Origin of the sequence: Saccharothrix sp. NRRL B-16314 (assembly GCF_000716595.1) — a bacterium.
Lineage (GTDB): Bacteria > Actinomycetota > Actinomycetes > Mycobacteriales > Pseudonocardiaceae > Actinosynnema.
In genome coordinates this window covers 142926-169706 of the sequence record NZ_JNXC01000002.1, presented here as the reverse complement: position 1 = coordinate 169706, position 26781 = coordinate 142926, and the positions used below count along the sequence as shown (strand labels likewise).

Sequence of the window (26781 nt, the reverse complement as noted above, 5' to 3'; positions counted from 1 at the left end):
GGTCAGCGACCGATGACCCGGGCCACCAGCGCGCGTCCGAACGCGGGCACGGCGACCGCCAGCCGCCGCGAGTCCGGCACCGCCACCCGCCGGTCCAGCACCTGGTAGTCGGCCGCCACGATCTCGTCCAGGATCTCCCGGTACAGCTTGAGCGCGGTCCGGACGCACGGCCGTGACCGGGGGCGCAGCATCGGCACCCCCACCTCGGCCTCCCGGTACTCGGCGAACGTGTGCGCGAGGACGTGCCGGAACGCCCGCCGCACCCGCTGGTCCGACTTGCCGGTCCGCCGGCACCACACCAGCAGCTCGCGGTCGACGCCGTGCACCGCCAGCACGTCCTCCGGCAGGTACAGCCGGCCGCGGTCCAGGTCTTCCCCGACGTCGCGCAGGAAGTTCGTCAACTGGAACGCCCGGCCGAGCGCGGCGGCGGACGGCTCGGCCTCGGCCCGCGGCACGACCGTCCCGAACACCGGCAGCAGCTGCAGCCCGATCACCGCCGCCGAACCGTGCACGTACCGCTCCAGCGCGGCGAAGTCCGGGTACGACGTGACGGTCAGGTCCATCCGCATCGACGCCAGGAACTCGGTGAACAGCGCGTGGTCGATCGAGTAGCGGCGCGCGGTGTCCACCACGGCGGCGAGCACCGGGTGACCGGTCGCCCGCCCCGCCCACTCCTCCTCCAGCCGGGCTCCCCACCGCTCCAGCTCGGCCGCCGGGTCGGCCGACTCGCCGCTGTCCACGATCTCGTCGGCCCACCGCGCGAAGCCGTACAGGGCGTGCACGGCGGGCCGCTGGTCCGGGCCGAGCAGCCTCGTGGCGAGGAAGAACGTGCGACCGTGCCGGGCGTTCAGCTCGCGGCAACGGGCGTACGCCGCGGCGAGGTCCGTCACGCGTACCTGCCGGACAGCCTCAGCGGGTCGGGCTTGGTCAGCGACACGCACGCGAGCGCGGACACCGCCGCGACCAGCGCCAGGTAGACCCACGCGTACAGCGCCGTGTCGCCGTTGGGGAACGTCACCAGCAGCAGGCAGGTCGAGAAGAACGCCGCCGCCTTCAGGCCCACCCCGGTCCACGGCAGCGCGGCGGCCATCACCAGCGGCCAGCTGAAGTACCAGGGCAGCGTCGCGGGGGAGAGCAGGGCCACGGCCAGCATGGTGATCGCGGCGCGGCGGACCGCCTCCGGACCGCCGTCCCGGGCGGCCCGCCACTGCCGCCACGCGATGTAGACCAGCAGGAGCGAGCCGAGCGCACGGGCGATGGTCATGAACCAGCCCGGTTCGACCCGGACGACCGCGTTGACCGCGGTGTGCGCGAAGTCGCCGACCGCGCTGGGCAGCGACAGCCAGTTCACGATCGTGGACGACGAGCTGAGCGCGGGGATCCAGCCCAGGTCCAGCCCGGACACGAGGGTGGTCGCGGCGAACACCGAGACGAACGTGGCCACACCGCCCGCGATGGCCTTGCCCAGCTGCGCCGTCCGCGTGCCGGGCAGCCTTCGTGCCCACACCAGCACCAGGAACGGCAGCGCGACCACGGCGGTGGCCTTCACCGCGAACGCCAGCGTCACCACCGCTATGCCCAGCACGTGCCTGCGGTCCAGCACCAGCAGCACGCCGGCGGCCAGCAGACCGACCATGAGCAGGTCGTTGTGCGCGCCGGCGATCAGGTGCACCAGCATCAGCGGGTTCGCGGCGGCCACCCACAGCGCGATCGCGGGTCGTCCACCGAGGTGGCGGGTGAGGCCGGGCAGGGCCCAGCACAGCAGCGCGAGGCCGGTGGCGAGCACGAACCGCATGATCACCACGCCGCCGATGACGCTGCCGCCGGTCACCCACACGACGCCCTCGGCGAGCATGAGGAACAGCGGCCCGTACGGCGCGGGGGTGTTCTGCCAGACCCAGCTCACGTTGTCCGACAGCGGGCTTTGGAGCACCGCCGGCCCGACCGAGTACGGATCGAGGCCGTTGAGCGCGAGTTGGCCCTGTGCCAGGTAGCTGTAGATGTCCTTGCTGAACAACGGCGGGGCGAACAGCAGCGGCAGCGTCCAGGCGACGATCGCGGTCAGCACCGCGGCGCTGCCGACGTGCCGGTTGCGCACCATCCGGCCCAGCCTGATCCACGCCCAGACGACCATGCCGAGCCCGACGTAGAGGACCGCGGTGGCGAGGTCGTGGCCGTGGCCGTACCGGATGAAGCTCAGCGAGGTGTCGGCCAGCACCGGGTCGTGCTTGAGGATCGCGCCCGCGCCGGTGCCGCCCAGCGCGAGCAGCATGACGCCGCCGACGCCGAGCAGGATCGTGCGGATGGGGATGCCGCCGGGATCGGAGCGGTCCGGCCGGTTCGATCGACTGGCCTGCTCCGGAACCTGGGTAGCCGACGACCGCACCGGCTCGACAGGTGCGGCGCTCGATCGTGGAGAAGACGGTGTCGCGGCCATCGCGGCAACATCGTCGCACAACGGCCGGACGCGCCTGCACGAGATTGCTCAACCTGGTGACGCGCTCGTGACACCGGGACGAATCGTCGCACGGCCCGCCCGCCCGGGGCAGTGGCCAGTTGGAGTATTCGGTCCCGGACCGGGATCGGTTCGACCTGCGCTGAGGCCTGGCGGATCGGCTCCGGAGGGCGATAATCCAACGCATGTCCACAGCGGTCGACGTCGGCGGCTTGCGAGTGGTGCGCGGCGGTCGTGAAGTCGTGCGCGATGTCACGTTCGAGGTGCCGCGCGGGTCGGTGACCGGGCTCCTCGGGCCGAGCGGGTGCGGCAAGACGACGTTGCTGCGCGCGGTGGTCGGTGTGCAGGTGGTGGCGTCGGGGCGGGTGACCGTGCTCGGCCACCCGGCGGGCAGCCCGGTGCTGCGCGACCGGATCGGCTACTCGACGCAGAGCCCGTCGGTGTACGCGGACCTGACCGTGGCGGAGAACCTGCGCTACTTCGCGTCGATCCTGCGCGCACCGCGCGGTGACGTGGACCGGGTGCTCGAAGAGGTCGGGCTGAAGGGCAACGCGGACCAACTCGTGACCACGCTGTCCGGTGGCGAGAAGGGGCGGGCGAGCCTCGCGGTGGCGTTGCTGGGCAAGCCGGAGGTGATCGTCCTGGACGAGCCGACGGTGGGCCTGGACCCGGTGCTGCGCGAGGACTTGTGGCTGCTGTTCCACCGGCTGGCCGACGCGGGCGCGGCGCTGCTGGTGTCGAGCCACGTGATGGACGAGGCGGCCCGGTGCGACCGGCTGCTGCTGATGCGGGAGGGCGCGATCCTCGCCGACGACACACCGGACGCGTTGCGGGCGCGGACCGGGGCGCAGGACCTCGAACAGGCCTTCCTGGCGCTGGTCCGGCGATGACCGTCAACACCCTGGCCACCGCGAAGCGGATCCTCACCCAGCTCCGGCACGACCACCGCACCGTGGCGCTGATGGTGCTCATGCCGTCGTTGCTGCTCGTGCTGCTGCGGTACGTCTTCGACTCCGGGCAGGCGTTCAACCGGGCCGCGCCCGCGCTGCTGGGCGTCTTCCCGTTCACGATCATGTTCATCGTCACGTCGATCACCACCCTGCGGGAGCGGCTCACCGCCACGCTGGAGCGGCTCATGACGATGCCGATCGGCAGGGTCGAAGTGCTGCTGGGCTACGCGCTGGCGTTCGGGCTGGTGGCGGTGGTGCAGGTGGCGGTGGCGGCCACGGTCGCGCTGACCTGGCTCGGGCTGGAGATCGCCGGCTCGGTGTGGCTGCTGCTGGTGATCGCGGTGCTGGACGCGCTGCTCGGCATGGCGCTCGGCCTGTTCGCCAGCGCGTTCGCCCGCACCGAGTTCCAGGCCGTGCAGTTCATGCCCGCGATCGTGATGCCGCAGGTGCTGCTGTGCGGGCTGTTCGTGCCGCGCGACCGGATGGCGACGGTGCTGAACTGGATCTCCGACGCGCTGCCGCTGTCCTACGCGGTCGACGCGCTGACGCGGGTGACGACGTCCGCCGAAGTGGACGGCACGCTGGTGCGGAACCTGGTGGTCATCGCGGGGTGTGCGCTCGTGGCCTTGCTGCTGGGCGCCGCGACCTTGCGCCGACGGACCCCGTGACCCGCTGCGCGGCGAGCCGGCCCGAGATCAGCACCGGCGGCACGCCCACGCCCGGCGTGGTGCCGCAACCGGCCAGCACCACGTTGTCCAGCACCAGGTTCCGCGGCCGGAACGGGCCGGTCTGGGCGAACGTGTGCGCGGCGGAGAACGGCGTGCCGGCGGCCAGGCCCATCGCGGCCCAGTCCTTCGGCGTGACCAGGTGCTCGACCTGGATGGACTCGCCGAAGCCGGTCAGCCCGCGCGCCTCCAGCACGCCGACCAGCTCGTCCCGGTAGGCGGGGCCGACCCGGTCCCAGTCGATCCGGCCGGTGCGCAGGTTCGGCGCGGGCGCCAGCACGAACATGCCCTGCCCCGGCGGCGCGGTGACCAGCAGCGACGGGTCGCTCATCAGCGAGCCGCGGCGGGTCAGCTCGTCGAACGTCCGCTCCCACGCGCGGCCGAAGAACAAGGTGTGGTGCGCCAGTTCCGGCCACGTCCGGTCCACGCCCGCGTGCAGCACGACCGCCGACGGCGACCACGTCATCGGGAGCGGACGGCGCGGGCGGTGGCCCAGCAGGCGGTACGACATCGGCAGGTCCGGGGTGAGCACGACCGCGTCGCACGGGATGCGCTCACCGTGCGAGGTCCGCACGGCGGCGACCCGGCCGCCGATGCGTTCCAGCCAGGCCACCGGGGTCTGGAAGCGCAGGTCGGCGCCCGCGTCCCGGGCGGCAGCGGCCAACGCGTCCGGGAGCGCCCGCATCCCGCCCTGCGGGTAGTGGACGCCCGCGATGGTGTCCATGTACGCGATCACGCCGTACGCGGCGAGGGCCTTGCGCGGCGCCACGCCCGCGTAGAGCGACTGGAACGAGAACACCCGCTGCAACCGCTCGTCGTGCACGAACCGCGCGACCGACGGCCCGAGCCTGGCGAACCCGCGCAAACCGGCCAGCTTCGCCAACTGGGGCGTGACCAGCGACAACGGCGAGTCGAAGTTCGCGCCGATGAACGCGTCGCGCTCCACCCGGTACAGGTCGGTCAGCCAGCGGCGCAGCGCCCGGTACCCCTCGGCCTCGCGCGGACCGGCGAACCGGCGCACCTCGGCCTCCATCGCCTCGGCGTCCGCGTGCACGTCCAGCGTGCTGCCGTCGGCGAACCTGGCCCGGTAGGCGGGCTCCACGGGACGCAGGTCGAGCCGCTCGTGCAGCGAGTCGCCGACCGCGTGCAGCGCCTCGTCCACCAGTTCCGGCATGGTCAGCACGGTCGGCCCGGTGTCGAACCGGTACCCGCCGAGGTCCAGCCGCCCGGCCCGGCCGCCGGGCACGGCGTCCCGCTCGACCACGGTGACCCGGCGGCCCGCGCCGAGCAGGTGCAGCGCGGCGGACAAGCCCGCGAGTCCCGCGCCGACCACGACAACGTGGTCCGTGCGGCCGGTGACCGTGCGCATCGTCAGTAGGTCCGCTTCGTGGCGCTGACCGCCAGCTCCGCCAGCCGCTCACCAGCGGGTTCGGCGACCGGCGCCCGGTCGAGGGCGCGCAGGGCCGACCCGGTCAGCTCGACGATCCGCTCCTCGACCGCGTCCACCGCGCCGACCTCGCGCAGCCGGGCGCGCACCTCGTCCACCAGGGCCACGTCCAGGTCCGGCTTGCCCAGCGCCTCGTGCAAGACGTCCGCGCCGAACTCCATCCCCAGCGCCACGAGCAGGGTCCGCTTGCCCTCGCGCAGGTCGTCGCCCGCGGGCTTGCCGGTCACCGCCGGGTCGCCGAACACGCCGAGCAGGTCGTCCCGCAGCTGGAAGGCCACCCCGATGTCCCGGCCGAACGAGCGCAGGCCGTCCACCAGCTCGGGTGAGCCGCCGCCGATCGCCGCGCCCATGTGCAGCGGCCGTTCCACGGTGTACGCGGCGGTCTTGAGCCGGTCGATGCGCAGGGCGGCGTCCGGCGAGCTGTCGCCGCGGGCCTGGGTGAGCACGTCGAGGAACTGGCCGGCCAGCATCTCGGTGCGCATGTCGCGCCACGGCAGGCTCAGCCGCTGGAGGGCGTCGGTGGGCAGCCCGGCGGCGAACAGCATGTCGTCCGCCCAGGCCAGCGCCACGTCGCCGATCAGCACCGACGCGGCCAGCCCGAACCGGTCGGCCTCGCCGAGCCAGCCCTCGGCGCGGTGCTTGCGCGCGAACCGGACGTGCACGGTGGGCATGCCGCGGCGGGTCTCGGAGGCGTCCATCAGGTCGTCGTGCACCAGCGCGCAAGCCTGGAGCAGCTCCAGCGAGCTGACCGCGGTGAGCACCGCGTCGGCCAGGTCGTCGCCCGGGTCGCCGCCCGCCGCGCGCCAGCCCCACCAGGCGAACGTCGGCCGGATCCGCTTGCCACCGCCGAGGACGAAATCGGACAGCGCGTCCACGGCGTCGGTGAACGTCTCCTCCATGCGCACGCCCAACGCCCGGCGGTCGGCGAGATAACCTGCCAACGCCTCGTCGACGTGCTTGGGCAGTTCTAGGTCCAACGCGTGGAACGGCACCCGTCTATGGTCACCTCTGCCGCCGCCGGGTGCCCAACCGGGGGGCTTGTCCCAATAAGTGAAAGGGAACTCCCACTGTCCGGACGTACCTCTAAGCTGAATCCCATGACGTCGGTGGTCGAACGCCTGCGCGGGGACTCTCCCGTGTTCTCCGTCGAGTTCTTCCCGCCACGCGACGAGGCGGACGAGACCGTGCTCTGGCGCGCGATCCGCGAGCTGGAGGCCTTCGACCCGGCGTTCGTGTCCATCACCTACGGCGCGGGCGGCTCCTCGCGCGACCGGACGATCCGCACCACCGGCCGGGTGGCGCAGGAGACGACGCTGGTGCCGATGGCGCACCTGACCGCCGTCGACCACTCGGTGGCCGAGCTGCGCAACGTGATCGGCTGGTACGCGGCGGTCGGCGTGCGCAACATCCTGGCCGTGCGCGGCGACCCGCCCGGCGACCCCAACGGCGCGTGGGTGGCCCACCCGGAGGGGCTGACCTACGCCGAGGAGCTGGTCCGGCTGTGCCGTGAGCTCGGCGACTTCTGCGTGGGCGTGGCGGCGTTCCCCTACGGGCACCCCCGGTCGGCGGACCTGGACGAGGACACCAAGCACCTGGTGCGGAAGCTGCGGGCGGGCGCCGACTTCGCGATCGCGCAGCTGTTCTTCGAGCCGGACGACTTCCTGCGCCTGCGCGACCGGGTGGCCGCGCTGGGCTGCGACGCGGACATCCTGCCGGGCCTCATGCCGCTGACCACGCCGCGGACGCTGGTCAAGACGGTGGAGCTGTCGGGCGCGTCGATGCCGGAGTCGTTCGCGCGGCGGCTGAACCCGTACGTGGACGACCCCGCGGGTTTCCGCAAGGAAGGCATCGACGTGGTGACGGAGGTGGCGGAGCGGCTGCTCGCTGAGGGCGTGCCGTGCCTGCACTTCTACACGTTCAACCGGTCGAAGGCGACCCGCGAGATCGTCGGCCGCCTGGGCCTGGTGCCCGCCCGCGCCTGACCTTCCGGCACGTCCTCGGTGTCACTCGAACCGCGACACCGAGGACGTGGACGGTCCGGCTCAGGTGTGCAGGTGCAGCTCCGTGGCCGAGTCGAGGGTCACGCCGAGCCGGTTCAGGCCGTTGATGCTGATGATCAGCGCGAGCAGGTCGGCCAGTTCCTTCTCGGTGAACGTCGCGCTCGCGCGCTCCCACAACTCGTCGGGCACGCCGTGCTCGCCGAGCCGGGTCACCGCGTCGGTCAGCTCCAGCGCCACCCGCTCGGCAGCGCTGAAGAACTTCGACTCACGCCACACGGACACGGCGAACAGCCGCTGCGTGTTCTCACCGGCCTTCACCGCGTCGATCGTGTGGAGGTCCACGCAGTACGCGCAGCCGTTGAGCACCGACGCGCGCAGCTGGACCAGGTCGACCAGCGTGCGGTCGACGTTCTCGGCGGCGTAGGTCGCCAGTCCGATCATCAGGCGGTAGGCCTCGGGCGCCACTTTGGCGAATTTCATCCTCATGCCAGGTGGACGAGGCCGCCCACCCCCGTGTGACAGCGGTCTACGCGACCTGGCTGCGGCGGTGGGCCACCAGCGCCAGGACCAGCACGATCAGCACCGCCCCGCCGGTCAACCCGGCGACCAGCATGGTCCACCCGAAGTACGACACCGAGTTCTCACCGGCGTACCGGACCGTCGCGGTCAGCATCGAGGCCTGGCCGGGCTTCGGGGTCCACGCGATGGTCGCGTCGTCTTCCTCTCGCCCGTTCGTGTCCACGACCTCACCCGGGAAGCTGATCTTCACCTGGATGTCGGCGCGCTCCGGCGGCACCTGCGTCAGGTCGACCGACCCGGACAGCGTCACCAGGTCGCCCGACCGCCGGAAGGACAGCTGGTACCGGCTGGACGACGCGCTCGTCGCCGCCGACAGCGTCCTGACCTCCTCGAACGTCAACGCGCTGAACGAGAGCTGCGTGCCGACGTAGTCGTTCACCTTGTACGGCTTGGTGGTGACCCGGCTGGCCAGCTCGTTCGGCACCTTCAACTGCGGGCCGGGGTCGTTGTCCTGGGTGGGCGGCGTGGCGGCGACGATCTCGCCGGACACCCGGTCGTCCTGGGACAACGCCATGGCGGCGTGCAGCCGGACGCACCCCGTCAGCGAGAAGAGCGCGAGGAGGAACATCGGCAGGAGGAGCGCGGAGGCCCTGGACACGCGGCCATCCTGCCGGCAGCGGTCAAAAGTTGACCGCTGGGACACGGTCGTGAGCGTGGCTAATTACCTGTTGGAGGGACACGCGCCGGAGGTAGCGTGCGATTCATGTCGACCTCCTCCTCCGCCGGCGTGCACGGCATCAGCAACCAGTTCGTAGCCGACTACGCGGCAGCGGACCCGCTGGCCGCGACGTTCATCGGCATGCCCGGTCACGACGACCGGCTGACCGACTACTCACCGGAGGGCCACGCCGCCCGTAAGGAGCTGGCACAGCGCGCGCTCGCCGCCATCACCGCGGCCGAACCGGCCGACAAGTCGGAAGCCGACGCGAAGGCCGTGTTCCTGGAGCGGACCGGCCTGGAGGTCGAGCTGCACGAGGCCGGCCTGATGGAGGGCAACCTCAACGTCATCGCCAGCCCCGTGCAGTCGCTGCGCGAAGTGTTCGACATGATGCCGACCGAGACCGCCGACGACTGGGCCGTGATCGCCAAGCGGCTCACCGCCGTGCCGGACGCGGTGGCGAACCTGCGCGCGGGCCTCGCCTACGCCGCGGATAAGGACCGGTCGGCGGCGTTGCGGCAGGTCACCCGGGTCGCCGAGCAGTGCGACCGGTGGGCGGGCCGGGCCGGTGGCCAGTCGTCGTTCTTCGCCACCCTGATCGCGGGCGCCCCCGCGGACGGTGCGCTGCGCACCGAGCTGGAGGCGGGCGCGAAGGCCGCCGCCGAGGCGTACGGCGACCTGGCCGTGTTCCTGCGCGACGACCTCGCGCCGAAGGCGCCGAAGAAGGACGCGGTCGGCGAGGACGTCTACCGGCTGCAGTCCCGGTTCTTCACCGGCTCCCGCCTCGACCTGGCCGAGGCCTACGAGTGGGGCTGGGAGGAGTTCACCCGCATCGAGACCGAGATGAAGCAGGTGGCGGACCGGATCAAGCCGGGCGCCACGCTCGCCGAGGCCGCCGCCGCGCTGGACGCGAACCCGAGTTACCTGGTGCGAGGCAAGGACGGCCTCCAGTCGTGGATGCAGGAGCTGTCCGACAAGGCGCTGCTGGCCGTCCGCGGCGTGCACTTCGACCTGCCGGACGAGCTGATGAAGCTGGAGTGCCGCATCGCGCCGCCCGGCGGTGGCGTCGGCGCGTACTACAGCGGTCCCACGCCGGACTTCAGCCGGCCCGGCCGCATGTGGTGGTCCGTGCCGGAGGACAAGGACGAGTTCTCCACCTGGCGCGAGGTCTCGACCGTCTACCACGAGGGCGTGCCCGGCCACCACCTCCAGGTCGCCACGGCCGTCTACCAGGCGGAGAAGCTGAACGAGTTCCAGCGGCTGATGTGCTGGGTATCCGGTCACGGCGAGGGCTGGGCCTTGTACGCCGAGCGGCTGATGCGCGAGCTCGGCTACCTGGAGGACGACGGCGACCTGCTGGGCATGCTCGACGCCCACCTGTTCCGGGCCGCCCGCGTCATCATCGACATCGGCATGCACCTGGAGCTGGAAATCCCCCGCGGCACCGGGTTCCACGAGGGCGAGCGGTGGACGCCGGACCTGGGTCTGGAGTTCATGCTCACCCGCACCATCACCGACGCGGCGCACGTGAAGGACGAGATCGACCGCTACCTGGGCTGGCCCGGCCAGGCGCCGTCGTACAAGCTCGGCGAACGGCTGTGGCTGGCGGCCCGCGAGGACGCCCGTGCCCGGCACGGTGCCGAGTTCGACCTCAAGCGTTTTCACCGGGAAGCCTTGGAAATGGGAGCCATGGGCCTGGACACTCTTCGTGAGCGGCTCGCGGAGCTCTGACCCGTTCGGGTCCGGTGACCTCACGCCGAGGTCACCGGACCGGGGGTTGGATGGACGTGCGGGCCGGATGAGGGGGCAGGGGAACCGATGACCAGACGTGCGATGCGGTCGACCCTCGGCGTGGTGCTGGCCGGTGCGCTGCTGATCGCCGGCGTCCCGGCGTCCGGGCAGGCCCAGCCGGTCGAGGACCAGGCCGAGTGGCGCGTGCGGCAGGAGATCGTGGACCACGCGCTGCGCGAGGTCGGCCAGCGCGAGGCGAAGGGCAACTACTACCCCGAGAAGTACCAGCAGACCGGCCAGGGCGTCCTGCGCCCGGCCGAGTGGTGCGGCGTGTTCGTCAACTGGGCGTGGACGACGGGCGGCGTGCCGGACAAGCCGTCGATGCGCCCCGAGCCGGGCGGGTCCGTGCTCGACCAGGCGCACTGGGCGACGTACTGGCAGAAGTGGGGCAAGGCCAACGGCCGGTGGAAGGACATCGGCGAGCGCGACGTGGAGCCGGGTGACGCCGTGGTCTACGGCAACTACCCGGACATGCACGCGCACGTCGGCCTGGTGGTCGAGGTCAAGTACGACCGGACCGGGCGCCAGGCGACGCACGTCCGCACCGTCGAGGGCAACTTCGGCGACCGGGTCGTCTACTCGAAGCTGCGCCCGATCGAAGGGCTGAACGCGGGCAGGTACCTCCAGGCGACGGGTTTCGTCTCGCCGTTCTAGTCCCCGGATGGGCGGTGCCGGCATGAAGGCAGCACTGGTGGTCGTCGACCTGCAGGAGCTGCTGATCCCGGTCGTCTGGCGCGGCGAGGAGCTTGTCGACCGGATCTCCTCACTCGCGCGCAAGGCCCGGCGCAACGGCATGCCGGTGATCGCGTTGCGCCAGGTCGGGGCACCGGGAACGGAGTTCGACCCGGAGGCACCGGGTACCGGGATCAGCCCGCGCCTCGGCCTCGAACCGGCCGACGTGGTGATCCACAAGACGGCGACCGACGCGTTCTACCGCACCGACCTCGCGGCGCTGCTCGCGGAACGAGGCGTGGACACCGTCGTGCTGACCGGCGTCGCCACCGACTACTGCGTCGACGCGACCGCGAGGTCCGCGCTGAGCCACGGCCTGGACGTGGTGCTGGTCAGCGACGGGCACGCGCCGGCCGCCGACGGCGACCCCGAAGCGGGCTTGACGGCCGAGCAGGTCATCGACCGGCACAACCGGATCCTCAGCAGGGCGATCCACCCCGGTGGGGAGCTGCGCCTGCTCGCGGCGGCGGACGTGTAGCCACGGGCCGGGCGGCGGGCGTCAGGTGACCGGGAGGACGCGACCCAGCACGGCGAACGGCCGGGGGTCACCGGTGAACTGGTAGTGCCGCAGCACGTCGACGAAACCCATCCGCCGGTACAGCCGCCACGCCTTGCTCGTGCCCTCCGGCGTGGACAGCAGAACCCGTGAGCTGGGCACGCCGGCCAGCAGGTTCCGCAGCAGCTGCTCGCCGATGCCCCGGCTCTGCGCGCGCGGCAGGACGTGCAGCTCGGTCAGCTCGAAGTAGTCGCGCATCCACTCCTCGACCGCGTTCGGCCCGGCGACCATGGTCAGCCCGTGCCGGACCTGCTCGTGCCACCACTGGCCGACCGAGCCACGGTAGCCGTAGCCGATGCCGACGAGCTCGTCCTGCTCTCCCAGCGCCACCACGCACCGCCAGCCCTCGCGCAGCATGTGCGCCAACCACATGGGCGCGCGCTGCTCGGCCGTGCCGGGCGGGTAGTCCATCGCGCTCACGTAGAGCGCCAGTGCCTCGTCCAGCCGGGAGTTCAGCTCGCGCGAGGACAGCGTGACGATCCGCTGCGACGGCGCGGCGGTCACCGCGAACCCTCGGACCGCGAACCCTCGGACCGGGCACCCTCGGACTGCGAACCCTCGGATCGGGCGACCTCGGCGGGTGTGCCGCCGGTCAGGTCGACCAGGCCGGCGTAAGTCGTGGGGTAGACCGCGTGCGGGTGCCCGGCGGCGGCCCACACCGCGTCGTACTGCTCCAGCGCGACGTCGACGAACGTGCGGATCGGCGCGGGGTGCCCCACCGGGGAGACGCCGCCGATGACCTGGCCGGTGTGCTCGCGGACGAACGCGGGCGTGGCCCGTTCGATCGAGTCGGCGCCGGTCAGCGCGGCGAGCCTGCCGGTGTCCGCCCGGTGCGCGCCGGACGTGAGCACGAGCAGCGGCGCGGCGACGCCGTCGGTCACTGCGGCGAACACCAGGCTGTTCGCGATCGCGCCGACCGGCACCCCCACCGCCTCGGCCGCCTCGGCGGCGGTGCGAACGGCGTCGGCCAGCACGCGGATCCCGTTCGCCGCCTCGTGGTGGCCCGCCTCGGACAGTGCGGCGGCCACCTTGCGGATGCCGGGGTGGTCGAGTGCGCTCACCCGTTCATAAGACCATGGGCGGTCGGCTTGAGGAGTTCCGGGCCGGCAGGTTAGTCTGGTCCTGCTCGAACGTTTGTTCGAGCAATGCCTTGGTGGTGGGGCGGGGGAAGCGCCCCACCACCAAGTGCCGCCGTCTCCCCGCGGCGGTCGTCGCTGTCCCGACGCCGCGAGGAGGCCGCGAGATGACTCAGACCTTCCCCCGCCGCATTCCCCTCCCACTGCCACCGACGTCGGCCGTGACCCTGCTCGGCCAGGCGCGCGAGTGCCTGACCGAGGCCGAACGGGACCCGGCGCCGCACACCCGCTTCGCCACGGCCTACCTGGCCGCGATGCGGGCCGCGGCGGCCGTGCTGGCGGCCCGCGGCCGACCCCACCGGGGCCGGGCCAGGCCGACCAGCGTGTGGGTCCTGCTGTCCTCCCTCGCGCCGGAACTGCGCGAGTGGGCCGCGTTCTTCGCCGAGTGCTCGGCGACGCGCGCGGCCGTGTCGGCGGGCATCACCAGGCAGGTCACCCCGCGGGCAGCCGACGACCTGGTGCGCCAAGCGGCGCAGTTCACCGAGTTGGTCGACGAGATCATGTACGAGGACGGACTGTGAGCAGGGGACTGGTCGCCTACGACCGCCTGATCGACGTAGTGGAGCAGGAAGCCGAGCGCCTCGCGGCGTCGGCCGAAGGACAGCGCCCGGAACGCCAGGTGCCCGCGTGCCCGGGACTCAACCTCGGGGAGACGGCGAGGCACGTGGGCAGCACGTACCGGATGGTGTCGACGTGGCTGAGGGAAGGCAGCCAACCGCTGGTGTGGCAGCAGGACCCGGAGAAGGGGCAGACGCTGCCCGAGTACGTCCGGTCGGGTGTGCCGCCGTTGGTTCGGGCGTTGCGGGCCCGCGAGCCGGACGAGCAGTGCGAGACGTGGTGGCCCGCCGAGCGCAACCACAACTTCTGGGCACGGCGGCTGGCGCACGAGTCGACCGTGCACCGGATGGACGTCCAGTCGGCGGCCGGGCTGCCGGTGGACCCGGTGGACGACGACGTGGCCGAGGACGGCGTGGACGAGATCCTGTCGCTGTGGCTGGGACACCGGCTGGACCTCCTCGGCGTGCGCGGCACCCGTCAGGGGACCGTGGCACTCCGCGCCGGGGACAAGGTGTGGCTGGCGACGACCGGACCGGACCCGGCCGTGACACGACTGGTCGACGACGAGGAGGCGAAGTCGGCGAACGGCGAGGTGACCGGCACCCCGATGCAGCTGTACCGCTGGTTGTGGGGCCGCATCCCGGACCGCGACCTGCCGCCGCCGACCGGTGACCACGACGCGATCGCCCAGCTGTGGGCGTTGCTGAGGCTGGCCACCAAGTAGCCCGTCGGCCCGCCGCTCGTCCGACCGGCGGGCCGACGTCGCCCCCTACCTCAGCACCAGGTTGTGGTAGTAGGCCGAGCTGATCTGCTGGATGCCGCCCGCCTTGACCTCGGCCGACACGTCCATCTGGCCTTGGCCGTTGTAGTTCCAGACGATGACGGCGCCGTTCTTGAGCACCATGTTGTGGATCTGGCCGGCGGCGATGGCGGTGACGCCGGACTTCGCGATCGTGGGCACCGACGCCTGCTCGTACAGGTTCCAGCCCCAGGCGACGACCTCGCCGTTCTCCTTCAGCGCCAGGTTGTGCTGTGCGCCCGCGGCGATGGCCGTGACACCGGACAGGGCCTGCGCGGGCACGTTGATCTGGCCGTACTTGTTCCAGCCCCAGGCGATGACCTTGCCGTCCTTGAGCGCCAGCGCGTGGCCGAGCCCGGCGGCGATCGCCGTCACGCCCGACTTCGCCTCCTCCGGCACGTCGAACTGGCCGAAGTTGATGCCGGGGCCACCTTCCTCATAGCCCCACGCGATCACGCCGCCGTCCTTCAGCGCCAGGCTGTAGTGCTGGCCGGCGGCGATGGCCGTGACGCCCGACAGCGCGGCCTCGGGCACGTCCGTGAGCAGCCAGCGGCCCCAGGCGATCACCTTGCCGTCCTTCAAGGCCAGGCTGTGGTACGTGCCCGCGGCGACGGAGGTGACACCGTCCCACGCGTCCAGCGGCACCCGCGAGTGCTCGCTCTCCAGCGCGTCGGGTGCGCTCCAGAGCAGGACCCTGCCGTCCTTGACCGCCAGGTTGTGCTTGAACCCGGCGGAGATGGCGGTGACCCCCGATCCGGCCTCCTCGGGGATCGGGACCGCCGTCACCGAAGCCGTGCCCCAGGTGAGGACTTCGCCGACGGGGGCGGGAGCGGCGGACGCGGTGTCGACGCCGACCGACGCGACCAGCGCGGCGGCCAGGACGGTCGCGCGCAGGCCGCGAACGAACTTCCTCAAGATGCTTCTCCAACCAGTGGACTGCCATCGGTGCGCGTGCGCGTCGAACGGCACACGCGCTCGGAGAAGCTACTGATGATCACCACACGCCCCGTGCACAACTCAGAGCGCCAGGGAGGTGGCCTCCCGCAGACCGTCGGTGGTCGCCGTCTCCAACCGGAAGCGCGCGTCGCGGCCGTCGATCTCCAGCACGCCCACCGAGTTGCCGAAGTGCGGGCCGCTGAGCTTGCGCCACCCCACCGGGTCCGGCGAGATCCCGCGCCGGTCCGCCCACCACCGCAGCACCCGCGCGACCGGCCGTGACCACGACAGCCGGAACGCGGGCCGGAACACCCACGGCGGATCGTTGTGCACCGGCGAGCAGACGAGCTGGTACACCTTCGAGTCCACCGGCGCCTCGAACTCCGCCCGTGCCGCGTAGCTGTGGTGCACGTCCCCGGACAGCACGCACACCGTGGCGGGCGCTTCGTCGGACCGCGCGATCCGCCCCAGCAGCCGGGCCAGCCGCTCGAACGAACCCCGGAACGCGGGCCAGTGCTCCAGGTCCGCGACCTGCCGCACCTTCTCCCCGAACCGGCCACGCCACCCCGGCAGGCCCGCCATCCGCTCGTTCAGCGACTGGAAGTGGCTCAGCGCGTGCGGCATCAGCCACGGCAGCGACGAGCCGACCAGCAGGTGGTCGAAGTCGCCCTCGGCGTTCTCCTCGATCCACTCGAACTCGCGGTCGCCCACCATCAGCCGTTCCGGCCCGGACAGGATCCGCCCGCCCCGGGTGTCGATCACCAGCAGCCGCACCCGGCCGAAGTCCCGCCGGTAGCTCCACCGCGTCGACTTGCCGCCTTCGACCTCCCGGTCGGCCTGCGCGGCGAAGTCCTCGAGCAGCCCCTGCACGTCACCGCCGTCGGCCAGGACCTTCCCGTACAACTCGTCGGACGCCAGCTCGCGCGGCGAGAGGTTGCCCAGGTGCTGGTACACCCAGTACGACGCGAGACCGGCCCGGATGCGCTCCGGCCACCACCGCTTGGCCGCCATCTGCTCGCGCCACGTCCGCGAGGTGTTCCAGTCGTCGCGCACGTCGTGGTCGTCGAAGATCATCGAGGTCGGCACGACGGACATCAGCCAGCGGATCTCCGGGTCGGCCCACGACTCGTGGTACAGCTCGGCGTACTCGCGGAACGACACCACCTCGCCCGCGGGCTCGGGTCTGCGTTCCGCCAGCCACCGGGTGACCCGCGGCGTCGGCTCGTCCGCGTAGACCTGGTCGCCGAGCAGCACCAGCGCGTCCGGCCACTCGGCGCGCGGCTGGTCCACCATCCGCAGCGCGTACGCGTCCAGCGCGTCCGGCCCGAGCTTGTCCGGCTTCCCCGGCTCGGGCTCGGACTTCGCCGCGCGGCACGAGCCGAACAGCAGCCGCCGCACCGGGTCGGTCCTGATGACGGGCGGCGGGTACGGCGAATCCGGCTGCGGCCACACCACCGCGTCGTCCAGTCGCACGTCGTAGGGCGTGGTCGTGCCGGGGGACAGCCCTTCGACCACGACCAGGGCGAAGTGCTGCTCACCGACTCGGAACGTCTCCGCCCGGCCGCCCGCGACCGTGACCGCGCACGCGGCGTCCGTCTCGACCCACACCGTCGCCGAAGTCGAGTCGACGTGCCGCAACACCGGACCAAGTACCAGCTCAGCCATTGGGCAGACGTTACCGTCGGTCCATGGCAACGAGGTGGTGCGACGTCGTCGTGGACGCGGTCGACCCGGCGGCCCTTGGCCGTTTCTGGTCGGCGTTGCTGGAGCAGCCGATCACCGGCGAGAGCGCCGACGAGGTCGACGTGGCGCTCAGCGGCCGGATGGAACTGGTGTTCGGGGCGGTGCCCGAGCCGAAGGTGGTGAAGGACCGCGTGCACCTGGACCTGGCTTCCTCGTCGTCGGAGGACCAGGCGGACATCGTGGCGCGGGCGCTCGACCTGGGCGCGAAGAAGGTGGACATCGGGCAGGGCGACGTGCCGTGGGTGGTGCTGGCCGACCCGGAGGGCAACGAGTTCTGCGTGCTGGAGCAGCGCGACGAGTACGCCCACACCGGCCTGGTGGCCGCGGTGGTGGTGGACTCGTCCGACCCGGTGGCGCAGGCGGCGTTCTGGGCCGGTGTGGTCGGGTTGCCGGTGACCGGCGAGCACGCCGACTTCGCGTCGCTGAGCCAGGAGGCCGGGCCGTCGCTGGAGTTCGTGCGGGTGGCCGAGCCGAAGACGGTGAAGAACCGGATCCACCTGGACCTCGCGCCACCCGCCGACGGCGACCTGCTGATGGAGGTGGCGCGGCTGGAGGCGTGGGGCGCGGTGCGGGCGGACGTCGGGCAGATCGACGTGCCGTGGGTGGTGCTGGCCGACCCCGAGGGCAACGAGTTCTGCGTCCTGACACCGCGCTGACCGGTGTCGGATCGGGGCAGGGGCGTTCGTAGTAGGGGTGAGAGGCCGCTCACGAGGGCGCCCCGGAGCACAGGAGATGATCTCAGATGCAGTACCTGCTTTCCGTGATCCACGACTCGTCCGCCCTGGCCACGTCGGACGAGATGGCCGCGATCGACGTGTTCAACGACCGGCTCCAGGCCGAGGGGCACTGGGTCTTCGCCGGCGGGCTCGGCGGGCCCGACACGGCCACCGTCGTCGACAACCGCGGTGGCGAGGCGCTGTTCACCGACGGGCCTTTCGTGGAGTCGAAGGAGTACCTGGTCGGCTTCTGGATCATCGAGGCCGCCGACCTCGACGTGGCGCTCAGGCTCGCCACCGACGGGTCGAAGGCCTGCAACCGGAAGGTCGAGGTGCGGCCGTTCCTGTGAGCGATGTCAGCGAGGCGATCACCCGGGCGCACCACGAGGAGTGGGCACGGGTGGTCGCCGTCCTGACCAGGCGTTTCGGCGACCTGGACATCGCCGAGGAGGCGGCGGCGGAGGCGTTCGCGGTGGCCGTCGAGCGGTGGCCCGCGGACGGTGTGCCGCCCAACCCCGGCGGCTGGCTGACCACCACCGCCCACCGCAGGGCCGTCGACCGGATCCGGCGCGAGAGCAAGCGCGACGACAAGCAGAAGGAGGCTCGGGTGCTGTACGGCGACGACCCGCCCGAGCCTGTCGACGTCTTCGACGGCGCCGTCGAGGACGCCATCGAGGACGAGCGGCTCCGGCTGATCTTCACCTGCTGCCACCCGGCGCTCGCGCCGGAGACCCGCGTGGCGCTGACGCTGCGCATGGTCGGCGGTCTGACCGTGCCCGAGATCGCCCGTGCCTTCCTGGTGCAGGAGACCGCGATGGGCCGGCGGATCACCCGCGCGAAGGCGAAGATCAAGGCGGCTCGCATCCCCTACCGGGTGCCGTCCGCGGAGGACCTGCCGGTCCGCGTCTCCGGCGTGCTCGCCGTCCTCTTCCTGATCTTCAACGAGGGTTACCTGGCGACCGGCCCCGACACCGGTCCGGTGCGCCCCGGCCTGACCGCCGAGGCGATCCGGCTCACTCGCCTGATCCGCGCCCTCATGCCGGACGACGGCGAGGTCGCCGGGCTGCTGGCGCTGATGCTCCTCATCGAGTCCCGCCGCACCGCCCGGGTGTCGGCGAGCGGTGAGCTGGTCGCCCTCGACCAGCAGGACCGCGGCGCCTGGGACGCGGCGCTGATCGCCGAGGGGCACCGGTTGGTGCGCGAGCGCCTGGCCAGCGGGGTGGCTCCGGGTCGCTACCAGATCCTGGCGGCCGTCAACGCCGTGCACACCTCCGCCCGCGACGTCCGCGACACCGACTGGTCGCAGGTCGTCGCCCTCTACGACCAGCTCGTCCGCCTCGACCCCTCGCCGATCGTCGCCCTCAACCGGGCCATCGCGGTCGCCGAGCTCGACGGCCCGGAGGTGGCGCTGGCGGCCGTCGACCGCCTCGAGGGCAAGTTGGCCGGCTATCACGCCTACCACGTGACCCGGGCCGACCTGCTGCGCCGGCTGGGCCGCAGCGGACAGTCGCGCGCCGCCTACGACCGGGCCGTCGAACTGGCGGGCAACACCGCCGAGACCGCCTACCTGATCCGCCGCCGCGACCAGCTGGGCTGACGCCGGGAGTTCGCCGGTACCGATCGGTGCGTTGTCGAGCAGCACCGTCTACAGTGCCGATATGCAATATATTGGTCGAGCGTTATTCCGGGACCAGGCGCTGACCGCGATCCGCGAGGCGATCCTGGGCGGCGACCTGGCGCCCGGCGTGCCGATCAAGGACGCGGAGCTGGCCGAACGGCTGGGCCTGTCCCGGACGCCGGTGCGCGAGGCGTTGGCGCGGCTGACCGACGAAGGCCTGGTCGAGAGCAAGCCGCACAGCTACACGCGGGTCACCCCGCTGGACACGGCGGCGGTGCGTGACGCGTACGTCGTCGTCCGGACCATGCACGCGTTGGCCGCACGGCTGGCCGTTCCGCGCATGGTGGAGGCAGACCTGGACGCGATGCGTGCCGCCAACTCGTCGTTCGCGCAGGCCTTGGCCGCCGGCGACGTGCCCGCCGCGCTGGCCGCGGACGACGAGTTCCACGCGGTGGCGGTGCGGCGGAGTGGCAACTTCGCCGTGGCGGCCACCATCGAGCGCTACACCCCGCTCGTCCGCCGGTTGGAGCGGTCGAGGTTCGCCGCGCCGACCGGCCGCCACTCGGTGGCGATGCACGACGAGATCATCACCGCCTGCGCCGCGGCCGACGCCGACCTCGTGGAGCGGCTGGTCGAGCGGAACTGGGCGACGTTGGCCGACCTGCTGGTTGAGGAGAACTGATCATGGCGCTGGACGATTTCGCGCGCTTCCCGTTGACCTTCGGCCCTTCGCCGGTGCACGAGTTGGAGCGGCTGGGCCGGCACCTCGGCGGTGCGCGGGTGTGGGCCAAGCGGGAGGACTGCAACTCCGGGTTGGCCTTCGGCGGCAACAAGACGCGCAAGCTTGAGTACCTGGTGGCGGACGCGTTGGCCACGGGCTGCGACACGCTGGTGTCCATCGGCGGCGTGCAGTCGAACCACACCCGGCAGGTGGCCGCGGCGGCGGCGCGGGCGGGGCTGAAGTGCGTGCTGGTGCAGGAGAGCTGGGTGGACTGGCCGGACGCGGTGTACGACCGGGTGGGGAACATCCTGCTCAGCCGGTTGATGGGCGCCGACGTGCGGCTGGTGGAGGCGGGCTTCGGCATCGGCGTGAAGCCGGCTTGGGAGCAGGCGATCGAGGACGTGCGTGCGGCGGGTGGCAAGCCCTACGCGATCCCGGCCGGTGCGTCGGACCACCCGTTGGGCGGGCTGGGGTTCGCCGGGTGGGCGGTCGAGGTCGAGCGGCAGGAGGCCGAGCTGGGGGTGCGGTTCGACACGGTGGTCGTGTGCTCGGTGACCGGCAGCACGCAGGCGGGCATGGTGGCCGGGTTCGCGGGCAGCGGGCGGACGATCATCGGCATCGACGCGTCCGCCGAGCCGTGCGACACCCGTGACCAGGTGCTGAGGATCGCCAAGAACACGGCGCACCTGCTGGAGGTCGAGGTGACCGACGCGGACGTGATCCTCGACGACCGGTTCCACGAAGGCATCTACGGCGTGCCGGGGGAGTCCACTTTGGACGCGATGCGGCTGGGCGCGAGCCTGGAAGGCATGATCACCGACCCGGTGTACGAGGGCAAGTCGCTGGCGGGCCTGGTGGAACTCGTCTCCACCGGCGAGATCCCGCGCGACTCGAACGTCCTTTATGCACACCTGGGCGGCCAGCCCGCGCTCAACGCCTACAGCGCTCTGTTCCGCTGACGCGTCAGCCGAACCAGCCAGGCACGTCGACCGGGAACCCGGCGTTGGGCACGACCGTGCGGAGGGAGGACTCCAGCTGCGCGACCCGGTCCGCGCCGAGTGCTTCGACCCACCTGGCCCGCAGCCGGTCGAAGATCTCCGCTGACTGGACCAGCGAATCGATCCCGCGCGGCGTGAGCCGGATCAGCTTGCGCCGCGCGTCGTGCGGGTCGTCGACGCGTTCGACGTAGCCGAGGGCGGCGAGCCGGTCGACGGTCTTGCCGGCGGCCTGCTTGGAGACGCCGAGGCGGCGTCCGATCTCGCTGGCGGTCGCGCCGAGGACGCCGATCGCCTGCATGGCGAACCCGTACGCGGGTCGTACGTCGGGGTGTCCGCGTGTGGCCAGTTCGGCGTGCAGCTGGTCGATCAGCGACCGGAACCCGGCGAACAGCAACAGGGGCAGCTCGAAGCCCGGCGGGTCGTTGTCAGCCATGGACGCGCTCGACAAACTCGACAACCTGGTTTACTGTTTCGACAACCACGTTGTCGACTTTACCGGGAGTTCCGCATGTTCGCCCAGCACACGCTCGAATCCGCCCCCGCCGGCTCACGGCGACTGATGGAGTCCACCGTCGCCCACCTGGGCCACCTGCCGCCGGCGGTGGCGCTGCTCGCCGAGTCGCCCGAGATGCTCGGCGGCTTCCTCCACGCGAGTGGGCTCTTCGAGGCGAGCACCCTCGACCCACTCGCCCGGGAGGTGGTGGTCATGACCATCGCCACCCGCAACGAGTGCCGGGTCTGCGTCGCCATGCACACCGGCCGTCTCCGGGAGTTGGGGGCGGAGGCGGCGCAGATCGCTGCGCTGCGGTCCGGGGAGCCGCTGGACGACGGGCGGCTGGAGGCGCTGCGGCAGTTCACCCTGCGGGTGCTGGCCACCGCCGGCGAGGTGCCGGAGGACGAACTGGCCGAATTCCTGACCGCCGGCTTCACCACCCGCAACGCGCTGGAGGTCGTGCTGGGCATCGGCACGTACACGATGTCCACCCTGGCAAACCGCCTGGTCCGCGCCTGACAGGGCGGAGGTGCGCACCTGACGACGCCTCAGCCCGACACGCCTGACGCCCCCAGCTCCGCGCCGCCAGCCGGAACCCAGCCTCTGGGGCCAGCGGTCCGGAGCCCTCAGCTCCAGCCCCAGCCCACGATCCGGAACCCCAACCCAGCGCCCGAAGCCATCCCCAACCCTGGTCCGCAGCCGCAGCCGCAGCCGCAGCCGCAGCCGCAGCCGCAGCCGCAGCCGCAGCCTGGAAGCCGGCCTGCTGCCCGGTCCAAACCCTCGACCCAGCCTGGAGTCCGCGCGGCCCGATCCAGGGTGCGAAGGCCCTGGCCTGCCGCTCAGCCCCAATCCGGCCCCGGCCGGAGCCCGCGCAGCCCCGGCCCGGACCAGAAACCCGGAGCTCAGGGTCGGGGCCAAAGTCCGGGGTTCCGAGTCGTCGGCGAAGCCCGGCCTCAGCCCTATGCGCGCAGCCGCAACCCCTTGGGGGTTGCCCGGAAGCCCGCGTCCTGGAGGATGCCGGCCAAGCGTGAGCCCAATGCCACCTCCCCGTCCGCCCGCTGCACCGCCAGCTGACCCAACCACCCGTCGCGCACGGCCCGCCCCAACACCTGGGCGGCCGAGCGCAGAGGTTCTTCCTCCTCGGTGAACGACAGCAGCGACCGCCCACCACGTTCCACGTAGAGCGTCGCCGCACCGTCCACCAGCACCACCAGAGCACCGGACTTCCGGCCCGGCCGGTGCTTGCCCTCACCCGACGACTCCGGCCACGGCAGCGCCGCACCGTAGGGCTGCGCCGGATCGGCCGCCGCCAGCACCACGGCGTCCGGCGCACCCGCGTGCTCCTGCCCCACCGGCCGGGACGACGCGCGCAGCCTGTCCACCGCACCCCGCGCCGCGAACTGCGCCGCGCCGAGCCCTTCGACCACGTACCCGCGCACGACCTGCCCGGACTCCTCCATCGCCCGCAGCACCCGGTACACCGCGCTGAACCCACCCGTCACCCGCTCGGTGTCCAACGCACCGCGCGTCAGCACGCCGTGCCGCTCCAGGAACGCCTCGGCCCGCGCGTGCGCCCGCCGCGTCGCATCGGCAGCGGGCACCACAGCCAGCGACCACCGGCCCGCCACCGTCGGCGGTCCGGTGCGGCTCGGCATGTCCGGCCGACCCGCCCGCATCCGCGCGTACCGACCGCGTGGCGCGGCCCGCCGGGGCTTGTGCGCCGTGCCGCCACCCGCGACCAGCGCCCGCAACGGCGCCAGCGTGTCGTTGGTGACCACACCGGCCCACACCAGGTCCCACAGCGCGCCGACGACCTCACCGTCCGTCGTCGGACCCTGCAACGACACCCGGTCGACCAGTTGCCGGAAGAACAACGCCCCGCCGCCCAACGCCTCCACCACGGCCGTGTGCAACGACGAGTCCGGCATCGCCTCGGGCACCAGGTCCGGCAGCAGCAGGTCGGCCACGTCCGTCGGCGCCAACGCGATCCAGCCGTCACCACCCGCCAGCGACCCGCACCCGGTCCACGTCACCTCGCCGGACGCGGTCAGCTCGTCCAGCAGCGCCGGGCTGTAGCCGGGCAGCCGCGCGGGCAGCACCAGCGACTCGACCGCGCTCGCGGGCAGCGGCGCACCCGCCAACTGCTCGACCACCGAGTACACGTCGTCCACCGTCGGCGCGGACCGCAACCGCCTGCCCACCCCGTGCCAGCCCGGCAGGAACCGGCCGAGCGCGGCGGGCTCCACCGGCTCGACCTCGGCCCGCAGCCGGGCCAGCGACGCGCGCCGCAACCGCCGCAGCACCTCGGCATCGCAGTACTCGGTGTGGGTGCCCGCCCCGGATTTCGGGTGTCCCGCGAGCGACAGAGGTCTCAGCTCACCGCGCACCAGCCGCCCGGTGGCCGCCATCCGCTCCAACACCCCGGTCACCACGGCGACGCCCAGCCCGAACCGCTCCGCCGCCTCCGCCGCCAGGAACGGCCCGTGCGTCCGCGCGTACCGGGACAGCAGGTCACCCAACGGGTCGGCCACGGGTTCGGTGAACACCTCCGGCACGCCGACCGGCAGCGCCACGCCCAACGCGTCCCGCACCCGGCCCGCGTCCTCGATCGTGATCACGCGGTCCTCACCCGCGATGCGCACCCGGATCGCCCGCCGCTGCACCACGAGGTCCGCCAGCCACTCCGGCCGCACACCCCGCTCCAGCGCCTCCGCCTCCGACAGGTCACCGAGGAACCGCAGCAGGTCCGCCGCGCCCTCCGCGTCCCGCGCGTGCCGGTCGGGCGCGAGGCGTTGCAGGGTGCGCTCGACCTCCTCGACCACCTCCGGGTCCAGCAGCTCACGGATCGCCTCGGAACCCAGCAGCTCCGCCAGCAGCGCCGAGTCCAGCGACAACGCCGCCGCCCGCCGCTCGGCCAGCGGCGCGTCCACCTCGTACAGGAACATCCCGACGTACCCGAACAACAAGCTGCGGGCGAACGGCGACGGCGACGGCGTCTCCACCTCGACCACCCGCACCCGCCTGGCCCGGATCTCCGTCATCAGCTCACGCAGGCCGGGCACGTCGTACACGTCCTGCAAGACCTCGCGCATCGCCTCCAGCACCACCGGGAAGCTCTCGTACTTCGCCGCGACGGACAGCAGCTGCGCCGCCCGCTGCCGCTGCTGCCACAGCGGGGACCGCTTGCGCGGATCACGCCGGGGGAGCAGCAGCGACCGCGCCGCGCACTCCCGGAACCGGGCCGCGAACAGAGCCGACCCGCCCACCTCGGCCACCACGATCTGCTCGACCTCCTCCGGGTCGAGCAGCACGTCGTCCGCCCCCGCCACGACCTGCGCGCCGTCCGGGTCGACCGCGTCGGGTAGCCGGATCACGATGCCGTCGTCGGAGTGCGCCGCCTGCACCTCGATACCGCGCCGCTCCCGCAGCCGGGCCGCGATCGCCAACGCCCACGGCGCGTTGACCTGCGCGCCGAACGGCGAGTGCACCACCAGCCGCCAGTCGCCCAGCTCGTCCCGGAACCGCTCCACCAGCACGATCCGGTCGTTCGGCACGTGCCTGGTCGCCTCGCGCTGCTCGCCCAGGTACGCCAGTAGGTTCGACGTCGCCCACGCGTCCAAACCGGCCGACCCCGTCCGCTCGGCCGCCTTCACGTCGTCCATCGTGGACACCTCGCGGAGGAACTTCCCCAGCGCGCGCCCCAACTCCAGCGGACGTCCGGGCGCGTCGCCCTTCCAGAACGGCATCCGCGCGGGCTGACCGGGCGCGGGCACCACGATCACCCGGTCGTGGGTGATGTCCTCGACCCGCCACGACGACGTGCCCAGCAGGAACGTGTCGCCCACCCGCGACTCGTAGACCATCTCCTCGTCCAGCTCGCCCACCCGCGAGCCGGGACCGCGCTCCGACGGCGGCGTCATCACCGCGAACAGCCCCCGGTCCGGGATCGTGCCGCCCGACGTCACCGCCAGCCGCTGCGCCCCCGGCCGGCCGCGCAGCTCACCGGTGATCCGGTCCCACGTGATCCGGGGCCGCAGCTCGCCGAACTCCTCGCTCGGGTACCGACCCGCGAGCATGTCGAGCACCGCCTGCAACGCCGATTCCGGCAGCGCGGCGAACGGCGCGGCCCGCCGCACCAGCCCGGCCAACGCCTCGACCGTCCACGTCTCCATCGCCACCATGGCCACGACCTGCTGCGCCAGCACGTCCAGCGGGTTGCGCGGGTACCGCACGGCCTCGATCGCGCCGTCCCGCATCCGCTCCGCCACCACCGCGCACGACACCAGGTCGCCCCGGAACTTCGGGAACATCACCCCGCGCGACACCGCGCCCACCTGGTGCCCCGCGCGGCCGACGCGCTGCAACCCGGACGCCACCGTCGGCGGGGCCTCCACCTGCACCACCAGGTCGACCGCACCCATGTCGATGCCCAGCTCCAGCGACGACGTCGCCACCACGCACGGCAGCCGCCCCGACTTCAGCTCCTCCTCGACCACCACCCGCTGCTCGCGCGCCATGGAGCCGTGGTGGGCGCGGGCGATCGTCACGCCGCGCTGGGTCGTCACGCCGGACTGGCCGACCGCCTGGGCGGGGAACGGCTCGGCGGGGAACGGCTCGGCTCCTGCCCGGTCGGCTCCTGCCCGGTCGGCTCCTGCCCGGTCGGCTCGCGCCCGGTCTGGTGCTGCCCGGTCTGGTGCTGCCCGGTCTGGTGCTGCCCGGTCTGGTGCTGCCCGGTCTGGTGCTGCCTGGTCTGGTGCTGCCTGGTCTGGTGCTGCCTGGTCTGGTGCTGCCTGGTCTGGTGCTGCCTGGTCGGGTCCTGCCCAGTCTGGGTCTGCTCGGTCGGGTCTTGCCTGGTCGGCTCCTGCCTGGTCGGGTCCTGTCCGGTCTGGGTCTGCCCGGTCGAGGTCTGCCGGCTCGGGTGCCGCCTGCTCGGCCTCCTCGGCCAGCTCGTTGAGCCGAGCGGTGAGCCGTTCGGCCAGCCGCCGGGAGTTGACGAACACGATCGTGGACCGGTGCTGCCGGACCAGCTCCAGGATCCGCTGCTCGACCGACGGCCAGATCGACGCCCGCTGCTCCGCGCCCGCCGCCGAGCCGGACACCTCGCCGGTCGGCTCGCCGAGCACCGACATGTCCTCGACGGGAACCTCGACCCGCACCTCGATCGTCTTCG

25 protein-coding genes and 1 pseudogene are annotated in these 26781 nt (G+C 72.5%); 14 read left to right on the top strand and 12 right to left on the bottom strand.

Annotation, left to right across the window (positions count from 1 at the left end; translation table 11 throughout):
* Positions 1–2: 2 nt before the first annotated feature.
* Entirely contained in the window at positions 3–890 is an 888-nt protein-coding gene (locus OQ02_RS45580) for a phytoene/squalene synthase family protein (protein ID WP_051771898.1), read from the bottom strand.
* A complete protein-coding gene (gene mptB, locus OQ02_RS45575) occupies positions 887–2437 on the bottom strand; it encodes a polyprenol phosphomannose-dependent alpha 1,6 mannosyltransferase MptB (protein WP_033437196.1) in 1551 nt (516 codons plus the stop codon). Before mptB ends, OQ02_RS45580 begins: the two co-directional genes overlap by 4 nt.
* Positions 2438–2640: 203 nt before the next feature.
* Here mptB and OQ02_RS05705 point away from each other — a divergent pair, with 203 nt between their 5' ends.
* Together OQ02_RS05705 and OQ02_RS05700 are read left to right on the top strand one after the other, a co-directional pair.
* The gene (locus tag OQ02_RS05705; protein ID WP_033437195.1) at positions 2641–3345 is read left to right on the top strand and encodes an ABC transporter ATP-binding protein; all 705 of its coding nucleotides are present in this window, start codon (positions 2641–2643) and stop codon (positions 3343–3345) included.
* Positions 3342–4073, top strand: a complete 732-nt coding sequence (locus OQ02_RS05700; RefSeq protein ID WP_033437194.1) for an ABC transporter permease — start codon at positions 3342–3344, stop codon at positions 4071–4073. The genes OQ02_RS05705 and OQ02_RS05700 overlap by 4 nt, the downstream gene beginning before the upstream one ends.
* On the opposite strand, the gene crtI is transcribed toward OQ02_RS05700, so the two are convergent.
* Positions 4006–5499 (bottom strand): phytoene desaturase family protein, encoded by a 1494-nt coding sequence (crtI, locus tag OQ02_RS05695; RefSeq protein WP_033437193.1) that lies wholly within the window; start codon positions 5497–5499, stop codon positions 4006–4008. The genes OQ02_RS05700 and crtI overlap by 68 nt on opposite strands.
* Positions 5500–5501: 2 nt before the next feature.
* The gene (locus OQ02_RS05690) at positions 5502–6569 is read right to left on the bottom strand and encodes a polyprenyl synthetase family protein (RefSeq protein WP_033437192.1); all 1068 of its coding nucleotides are present in this window, start codon (positions 6567–6569) and stop codon (positions 5502–5504) included.
* Positions 6570–6674: 105 nt separating this feature from the next.
* Here OQ02_RS05690 and OQ02_RS05685 point away from each other — a divergent pair, with 105 nt between their 5' ends.
* Positions 6675–7559 (top strand): methylenetetrahydrofolate reductase, encoded by an 885-nt coding sequence (locus OQ02_RS05685; RefSeq protein WP_033437191.1) that lies wholly within the window; start codon positions 6675–6677, stop codon positions 7557–7559.
* 60 nt (positions 7560–7619) lie between these two features.
* On the opposite strand, the gene OQ02_RS05680 is transcribed toward OQ02_RS05685, so the two are convergent.
* Together OQ02_RS05680 and OQ02_RS05675 are read right to left on the bottom strand one after the other, a co-directional pair.
* Positions 7620–8057, bottom strand: coding sequence for a carboxymuconolactone decarboxylase family protein (locus OQ02_RS05680; RefSeq protein ID WP_231499888.1), 438 nt, complete (start codon positions 8055–8057; stop codon positions 7620–7622).
* A 46-nt stretch (positions 8058–8103) separates the two neighbouring features.
* Entirely contained in the window at positions 8104–8754 is a 651-nt protein-coding gene (locus OQ02_RS05675; protein WP_033437189.1) for a DUF3153 domain-containing protein, read from the bottom strand.
* Between the two features lie 105 nt (positions 8755–8859).
* On the opposite strand from OQ02_RS05675, the gene OQ02_RS05670 reads away from it, so the two are divergent.
* From OQ02_RS05670 to OQ02_RS05660, 3 genes are all read left to right on the top strand, one after another.
* Entirely contained in the window at positions 8860–10545 is a 1686-nt protein-coding gene (locus OQ02_RS05670; protein WP_033437188.1) for a DUF885 domain-containing protein, read from the top strand.
* Positions 10546–10632: 87 nt separating this feature from the next.
* On the top strand, positions 10633–11259 hold the full coding sequence (locus OQ02_RS05665; RefSeq protein WP_033437187.1) for a CHAP domain-containing protein: 627 nt from the start codon (positions 10633–10635) through the stop codon (positions 11257–11259).
* 22 nt (positions 11260–11281) lie between these two features.
* Positions 11282–11815 (top strand): isochorismatase family cysteine hydrolase, encoded by a 534-nt coding sequence (locus OQ02_RS05660; protein ID WP_081915439.1) that lies wholly within the window; start codon positions 11282–11284, stop codon positions 11813–11815.
* A 21-nt stretch (positions 11816–11836) separates the two neighbouring features.
* Here the strand turns inward: OQ02_RS05660 and OQ02_RS05655 are convergent, their stop codons facing one another.
* Positions 11837–12397 carry a GNAT family N-acetyltransferase gene (locus OQ02_RS05655; protein ID WP_033437186.1) on the bottom strand — a complete coding sequence of 187 codons (561 nt, stop codon included), beginning with the start codon at positions 12395–12397 and terminating at the stop codon, positions 11837–11839.
* The gene (locus tag OQ02_RS05650; protein WP_051771895.1) at positions 12394–12954 is read right to left on the bottom strand and encodes a YbaK/EbsC family protein; all 561 of its coding nucleotides are present in this window, start codon (positions 12952–12954) and stop codon (positions 12394–12396) included. The genes OQ02_RS05655 and OQ02_RS05650 overlap by 4 nt, the downstream gene beginning before the upstream one ends.
* 182 nt (positions 12955–13136) lie before the next feature.
* Here OQ02_RS05650 and OQ02_RS05645 point away from each other — a divergent pair, with 182 nt between their 5' ends.
* Together OQ02_RS05645 and OQ02_RS05640 are read left to right on the top strand one after the other, a co-directional pair.
* The gene (locus tag OQ02_RS05645; RefSeq protein WP_033437185.1) at positions 13137–13550 is read left to right on the top strand and encodes an SAV_6107 family HEPN domain-containing protein; all 414 of its coding nucleotides are present in this window, start codon (positions 13137–13139) and stop codon (positions 13548–13550) included.
* Positions 13547–14311, top strand: a complete 765-nt coding sequence (locus OQ02_RS05640; protein WP_033437184.1) for a maleylpyruvate isomerase family mycothiol-dependent enzyme — start codon at positions 13547–13549, stop codon at positions 14309–14311. The genes OQ02_RS05645 and OQ02_RS05640 overlap by 4 nt, the downstream gene beginning before the upstream one ends.
* 45 nt (positions 14312–14356) lie before the next feature.
* Here OQ02_RS05640 and OQ02_RS05635 read toward each other — a convergent pair whose 3' ends face one another.
* Together OQ02_RS05635 and OQ02_RS05630 are read right to left on the bottom strand one after the other, a co-directional pair.
* Positions 14357–15301, bottom strand: a complete 945-nt coding sequence (locus OQ02_RS05635; protein ID WP_051771883.1) for an RCC1 domain-containing protein — start codon at positions 15299–15301, stop codon at positions 14357–14359.
* A gap of 102 nt (positions 15302–15403) precedes the next feature.
* Positions 15404–16987: an alkaline phosphatase D family protein gene (locus tag OQ02_RS05630; protein ID WP_033437183.1), complete on the bottom strand. Its 1584-nt coding sequence runs from the start codon at positions 16985–16987 to the stop codon at positions 15404–15406.
* A gap of 23 nt (positions 16988–17010) precedes the next feature.
* Here OQ02_RS05630 and OQ02_RS05625 point away from each other — a divergent pair, with 23 nt between their 5' ends.
* The 5 genes from OQ02_RS05625 (at position 17011) to OQ02_RS05605 (ending at position 21079) form a co-directional block, all read left to right on the top strand.
* On the top strand, positions 17011–17721 hold the full coding sequence (locus OQ02_RS05625; RefSeq protein WP_033437182.1) for a VOC family protein: 711 nt from the start codon (positions 17011–17013) through the stop codon (positions 17719–17721).
* An 86-nt stretch (positions 17722–17807) separates the two neighbouring features.
* The gene (locus OQ02_RS05620) at positions 17808–18131 is read left to right on the top strand and encodes a YciI family protein (protein WP_033437181.1); all 324 of its coding nucleotides are present in this window, start codon (positions 17808–17810) and stop codon (positions 18129–18131) included.
* Positions 18128–19378, top strand: coding sequence for an RNA polymerase sigma factor (locus tag OQ02_RS05615; protein WP_033437180.1), 1251 nt, complete (start codon positions 18128–18130; stop codon positions 19376–19378). The genes OQ02_RS05620 and OQ02_RS05615 overlap by 4 nt, the downstream gene beginning before the upstream one ends.
* 61 nt (positions 19379–19439) lie before the next feature.
* Positions 19440–20081, top strand: coding sequence for a GntR family transcriptional regulator (locus OQ02_RS05610; protein WP_033437179.1), 642 nt, complete (start codon positions 19440–19442; stop codon positions 20079–20081).
* A gap of 2 nt (positions 20082–20083) precedes the next feature.
* The gene (locus OQ02_RS05605) at positions 20084–21079 is read left to right on the top strand and encodes a 1-aminocyclopropane-1-carboxylate deaminase (protein ID WP_033437178.1); all 996 of its coding nucleotides are present in this window, start codon (positions 20084–20086) and stop codon (positions 21077–21079) included.
* 4 nt (positions 21080–21083) lie between these two features.
* Here the strand turns inward: OQ02_RS05605 and OQ02_RS05600 are convergent, their stop codons facing one another.
* On the bottom strand, positions 21084–21551 hold the full coding sequence (locus OQ02_RS05600) for a MarR family winged helix-turn-helix transcriptional regulator (protein ID WP_033437177.1): 468 nt from the start codon (positions 21549–21551) through the stop codon (positions 21084–21086).
* A gap of 75 nt (positions 21552–21626) precedes the next feature.
* Here OQ02_RS05600 and OQ02_RS05595 point away from each other — a divergent pair, with 75 nt between their 5' ends.
* Entirely contained in the window at positions 21627–22130 is a 504-nt protein-coding gene (locus tag OQ02_RS05595) for a carboxymuconolactone decarboxylase family protein (RefSeq protein WP_033437176.1), read from the top strand.
* A 440-nt stretch (positions 22131–22570) separates the two neighbouring features.
* Here OQ02_RS05595 and OQ02_RS05590 read toward each other — a convergent pair.
* Positions 22571–26680 (bottom strand): annotated as a pseudogene (locus OQ02_RS05590) (Lhr family helicase); the annotation flags it as partial.
* Positions 26681–26781 lie beyond the last annotated feature (101 nt).

What these genes read in the sequence shown, in the direction of transcription:
- mptB (WP_033437196.1), bottom strand. Translation starts at nt 2,437, where the DNA reads ATGGCCGCGACACCGTCTTCTCCACGATCGAGCGCCGCACCTGTCGAG.
- OQ02_RS05705 (WP_033437195.1), top strand. Translation starts at nt 2,641, where the DNA reads ATGTCCACAGCGGTCGACGTCGGCGGCTTGCGAGTGGTGCGCGGCGGT.
- OQ02_RS05700 (WP_033437194.1), top strand. Translation starts at nt 3,342, where the DNA reads ATGACCGTCAACACCCTGGCCACCGCGAAGCGGATCCTCACCCAGCTC.
- crtI (WP_033437193.1), bottom strand. Translation starts at nt 5,499, where the DNA reads ATGCGCACGGTCACCGGCCGCACGGACCACGTTGTCGTGGTCGGCGCG.
- OQ02_RS05685 (WP_033437191.1), top strand. Translation starts at nt 6,675, where the DNA reads ATGACGTCGGTGGTCGAACGCCTGCGCGGGGACTCTCCCGTGTTCTCC.
- OQ02_RS05680 (WP_231499888.1), bottom strand. Translation starts at nt 8,057, where the DNA reads ATGAAATTCGCCAAAGTGGCGCCCGAGGCCTACCGCCTGATGATCGGA.
- OQ02_RS05670 (WP_033437188.1), top strand. Translation starts at nt 8,860, where the DNA reads ATGTCGACCTCCTCCTCCGCCGGCGTGCACGGCATCAGCAACCAGTTC.
- OQ02_RS05665 (WP_033437187.1), top strand. Translation starts at nt 10,633, where the DNA reads ATGACCAGACGTGCGATGCGGTCGACCCTCGGCGTGGTGCTGGCCGGT.
- OQ02_RS05660 (WP_081915439.1), top strand. Translation starts at nt 11,282, where the DNA reads ATGAAGGCAGCACTGGTGGTCGTCGACCTGCAGGAGCTGCTGATCCCG.
- OQ02_RS05645 (WP_033437185.1), top strand. Translation starts at nt 13,137, where the DNA reads ATGACTCAGACCTTCCCCCGCCGCATTCCCCTCCCACTGCCACCGACG.
- OQ02_RS05630 (WP_033437183.1), bottom strand. Translation starts at nt 16,987, where the DNA reads ATGGCTGAGCTGGTACTTGGTCCGGTGTTGCGGCACGTCGACTCGACT.
- OQ02_RS05625 (WP_033437182.1), top strand. Translation starts at nt 17,011, where the DNA reads ATGGCAACGAGGTGGTGCGACGTCGTCGTGGACGCGGTCGACCCGGCG.
- OQ02_RS05620 (WP_033437181.1), top strand. Translation starts at nt 17,808, where the DNA reads ATGCAGTACCTGCTTTCCGTGATCCACGACTCGTCCGCCCTGGCCACG.
- OQ02_RS05610 (WP_033437179.1), top strand. Translation starts at nt 19,440, where the DNA reads ATGCAATATATTGGTCGAGCGTTATTCCGGGACCAGGCGCTGACCGCG.
- OQ02_RS05605 (WP_033437178.1), top strand. Translation starts at nt 20,084, where the DNA reads ATGGCGCTGGACGATTTCGCGCGCTTCCCGTTGACCTTCGGCCCTTCG.
- OQ02_RS05600 (WP_033437177.1), bottom strand. Translation starts at nt 21,551, where the DNA reads ATGGCTGACAACGACCCGCCGGGCTTCGAGCTGCCCCTGTTGCTGTTC.
- OQ02_RS05595 (WP_033437176.1), top strand. Translation starts at nt 21,627, where the DNA reads ATGTTCGCCCAGCACACGCTCGAATCCGCCCCCGCCGGCTCACGGCGA.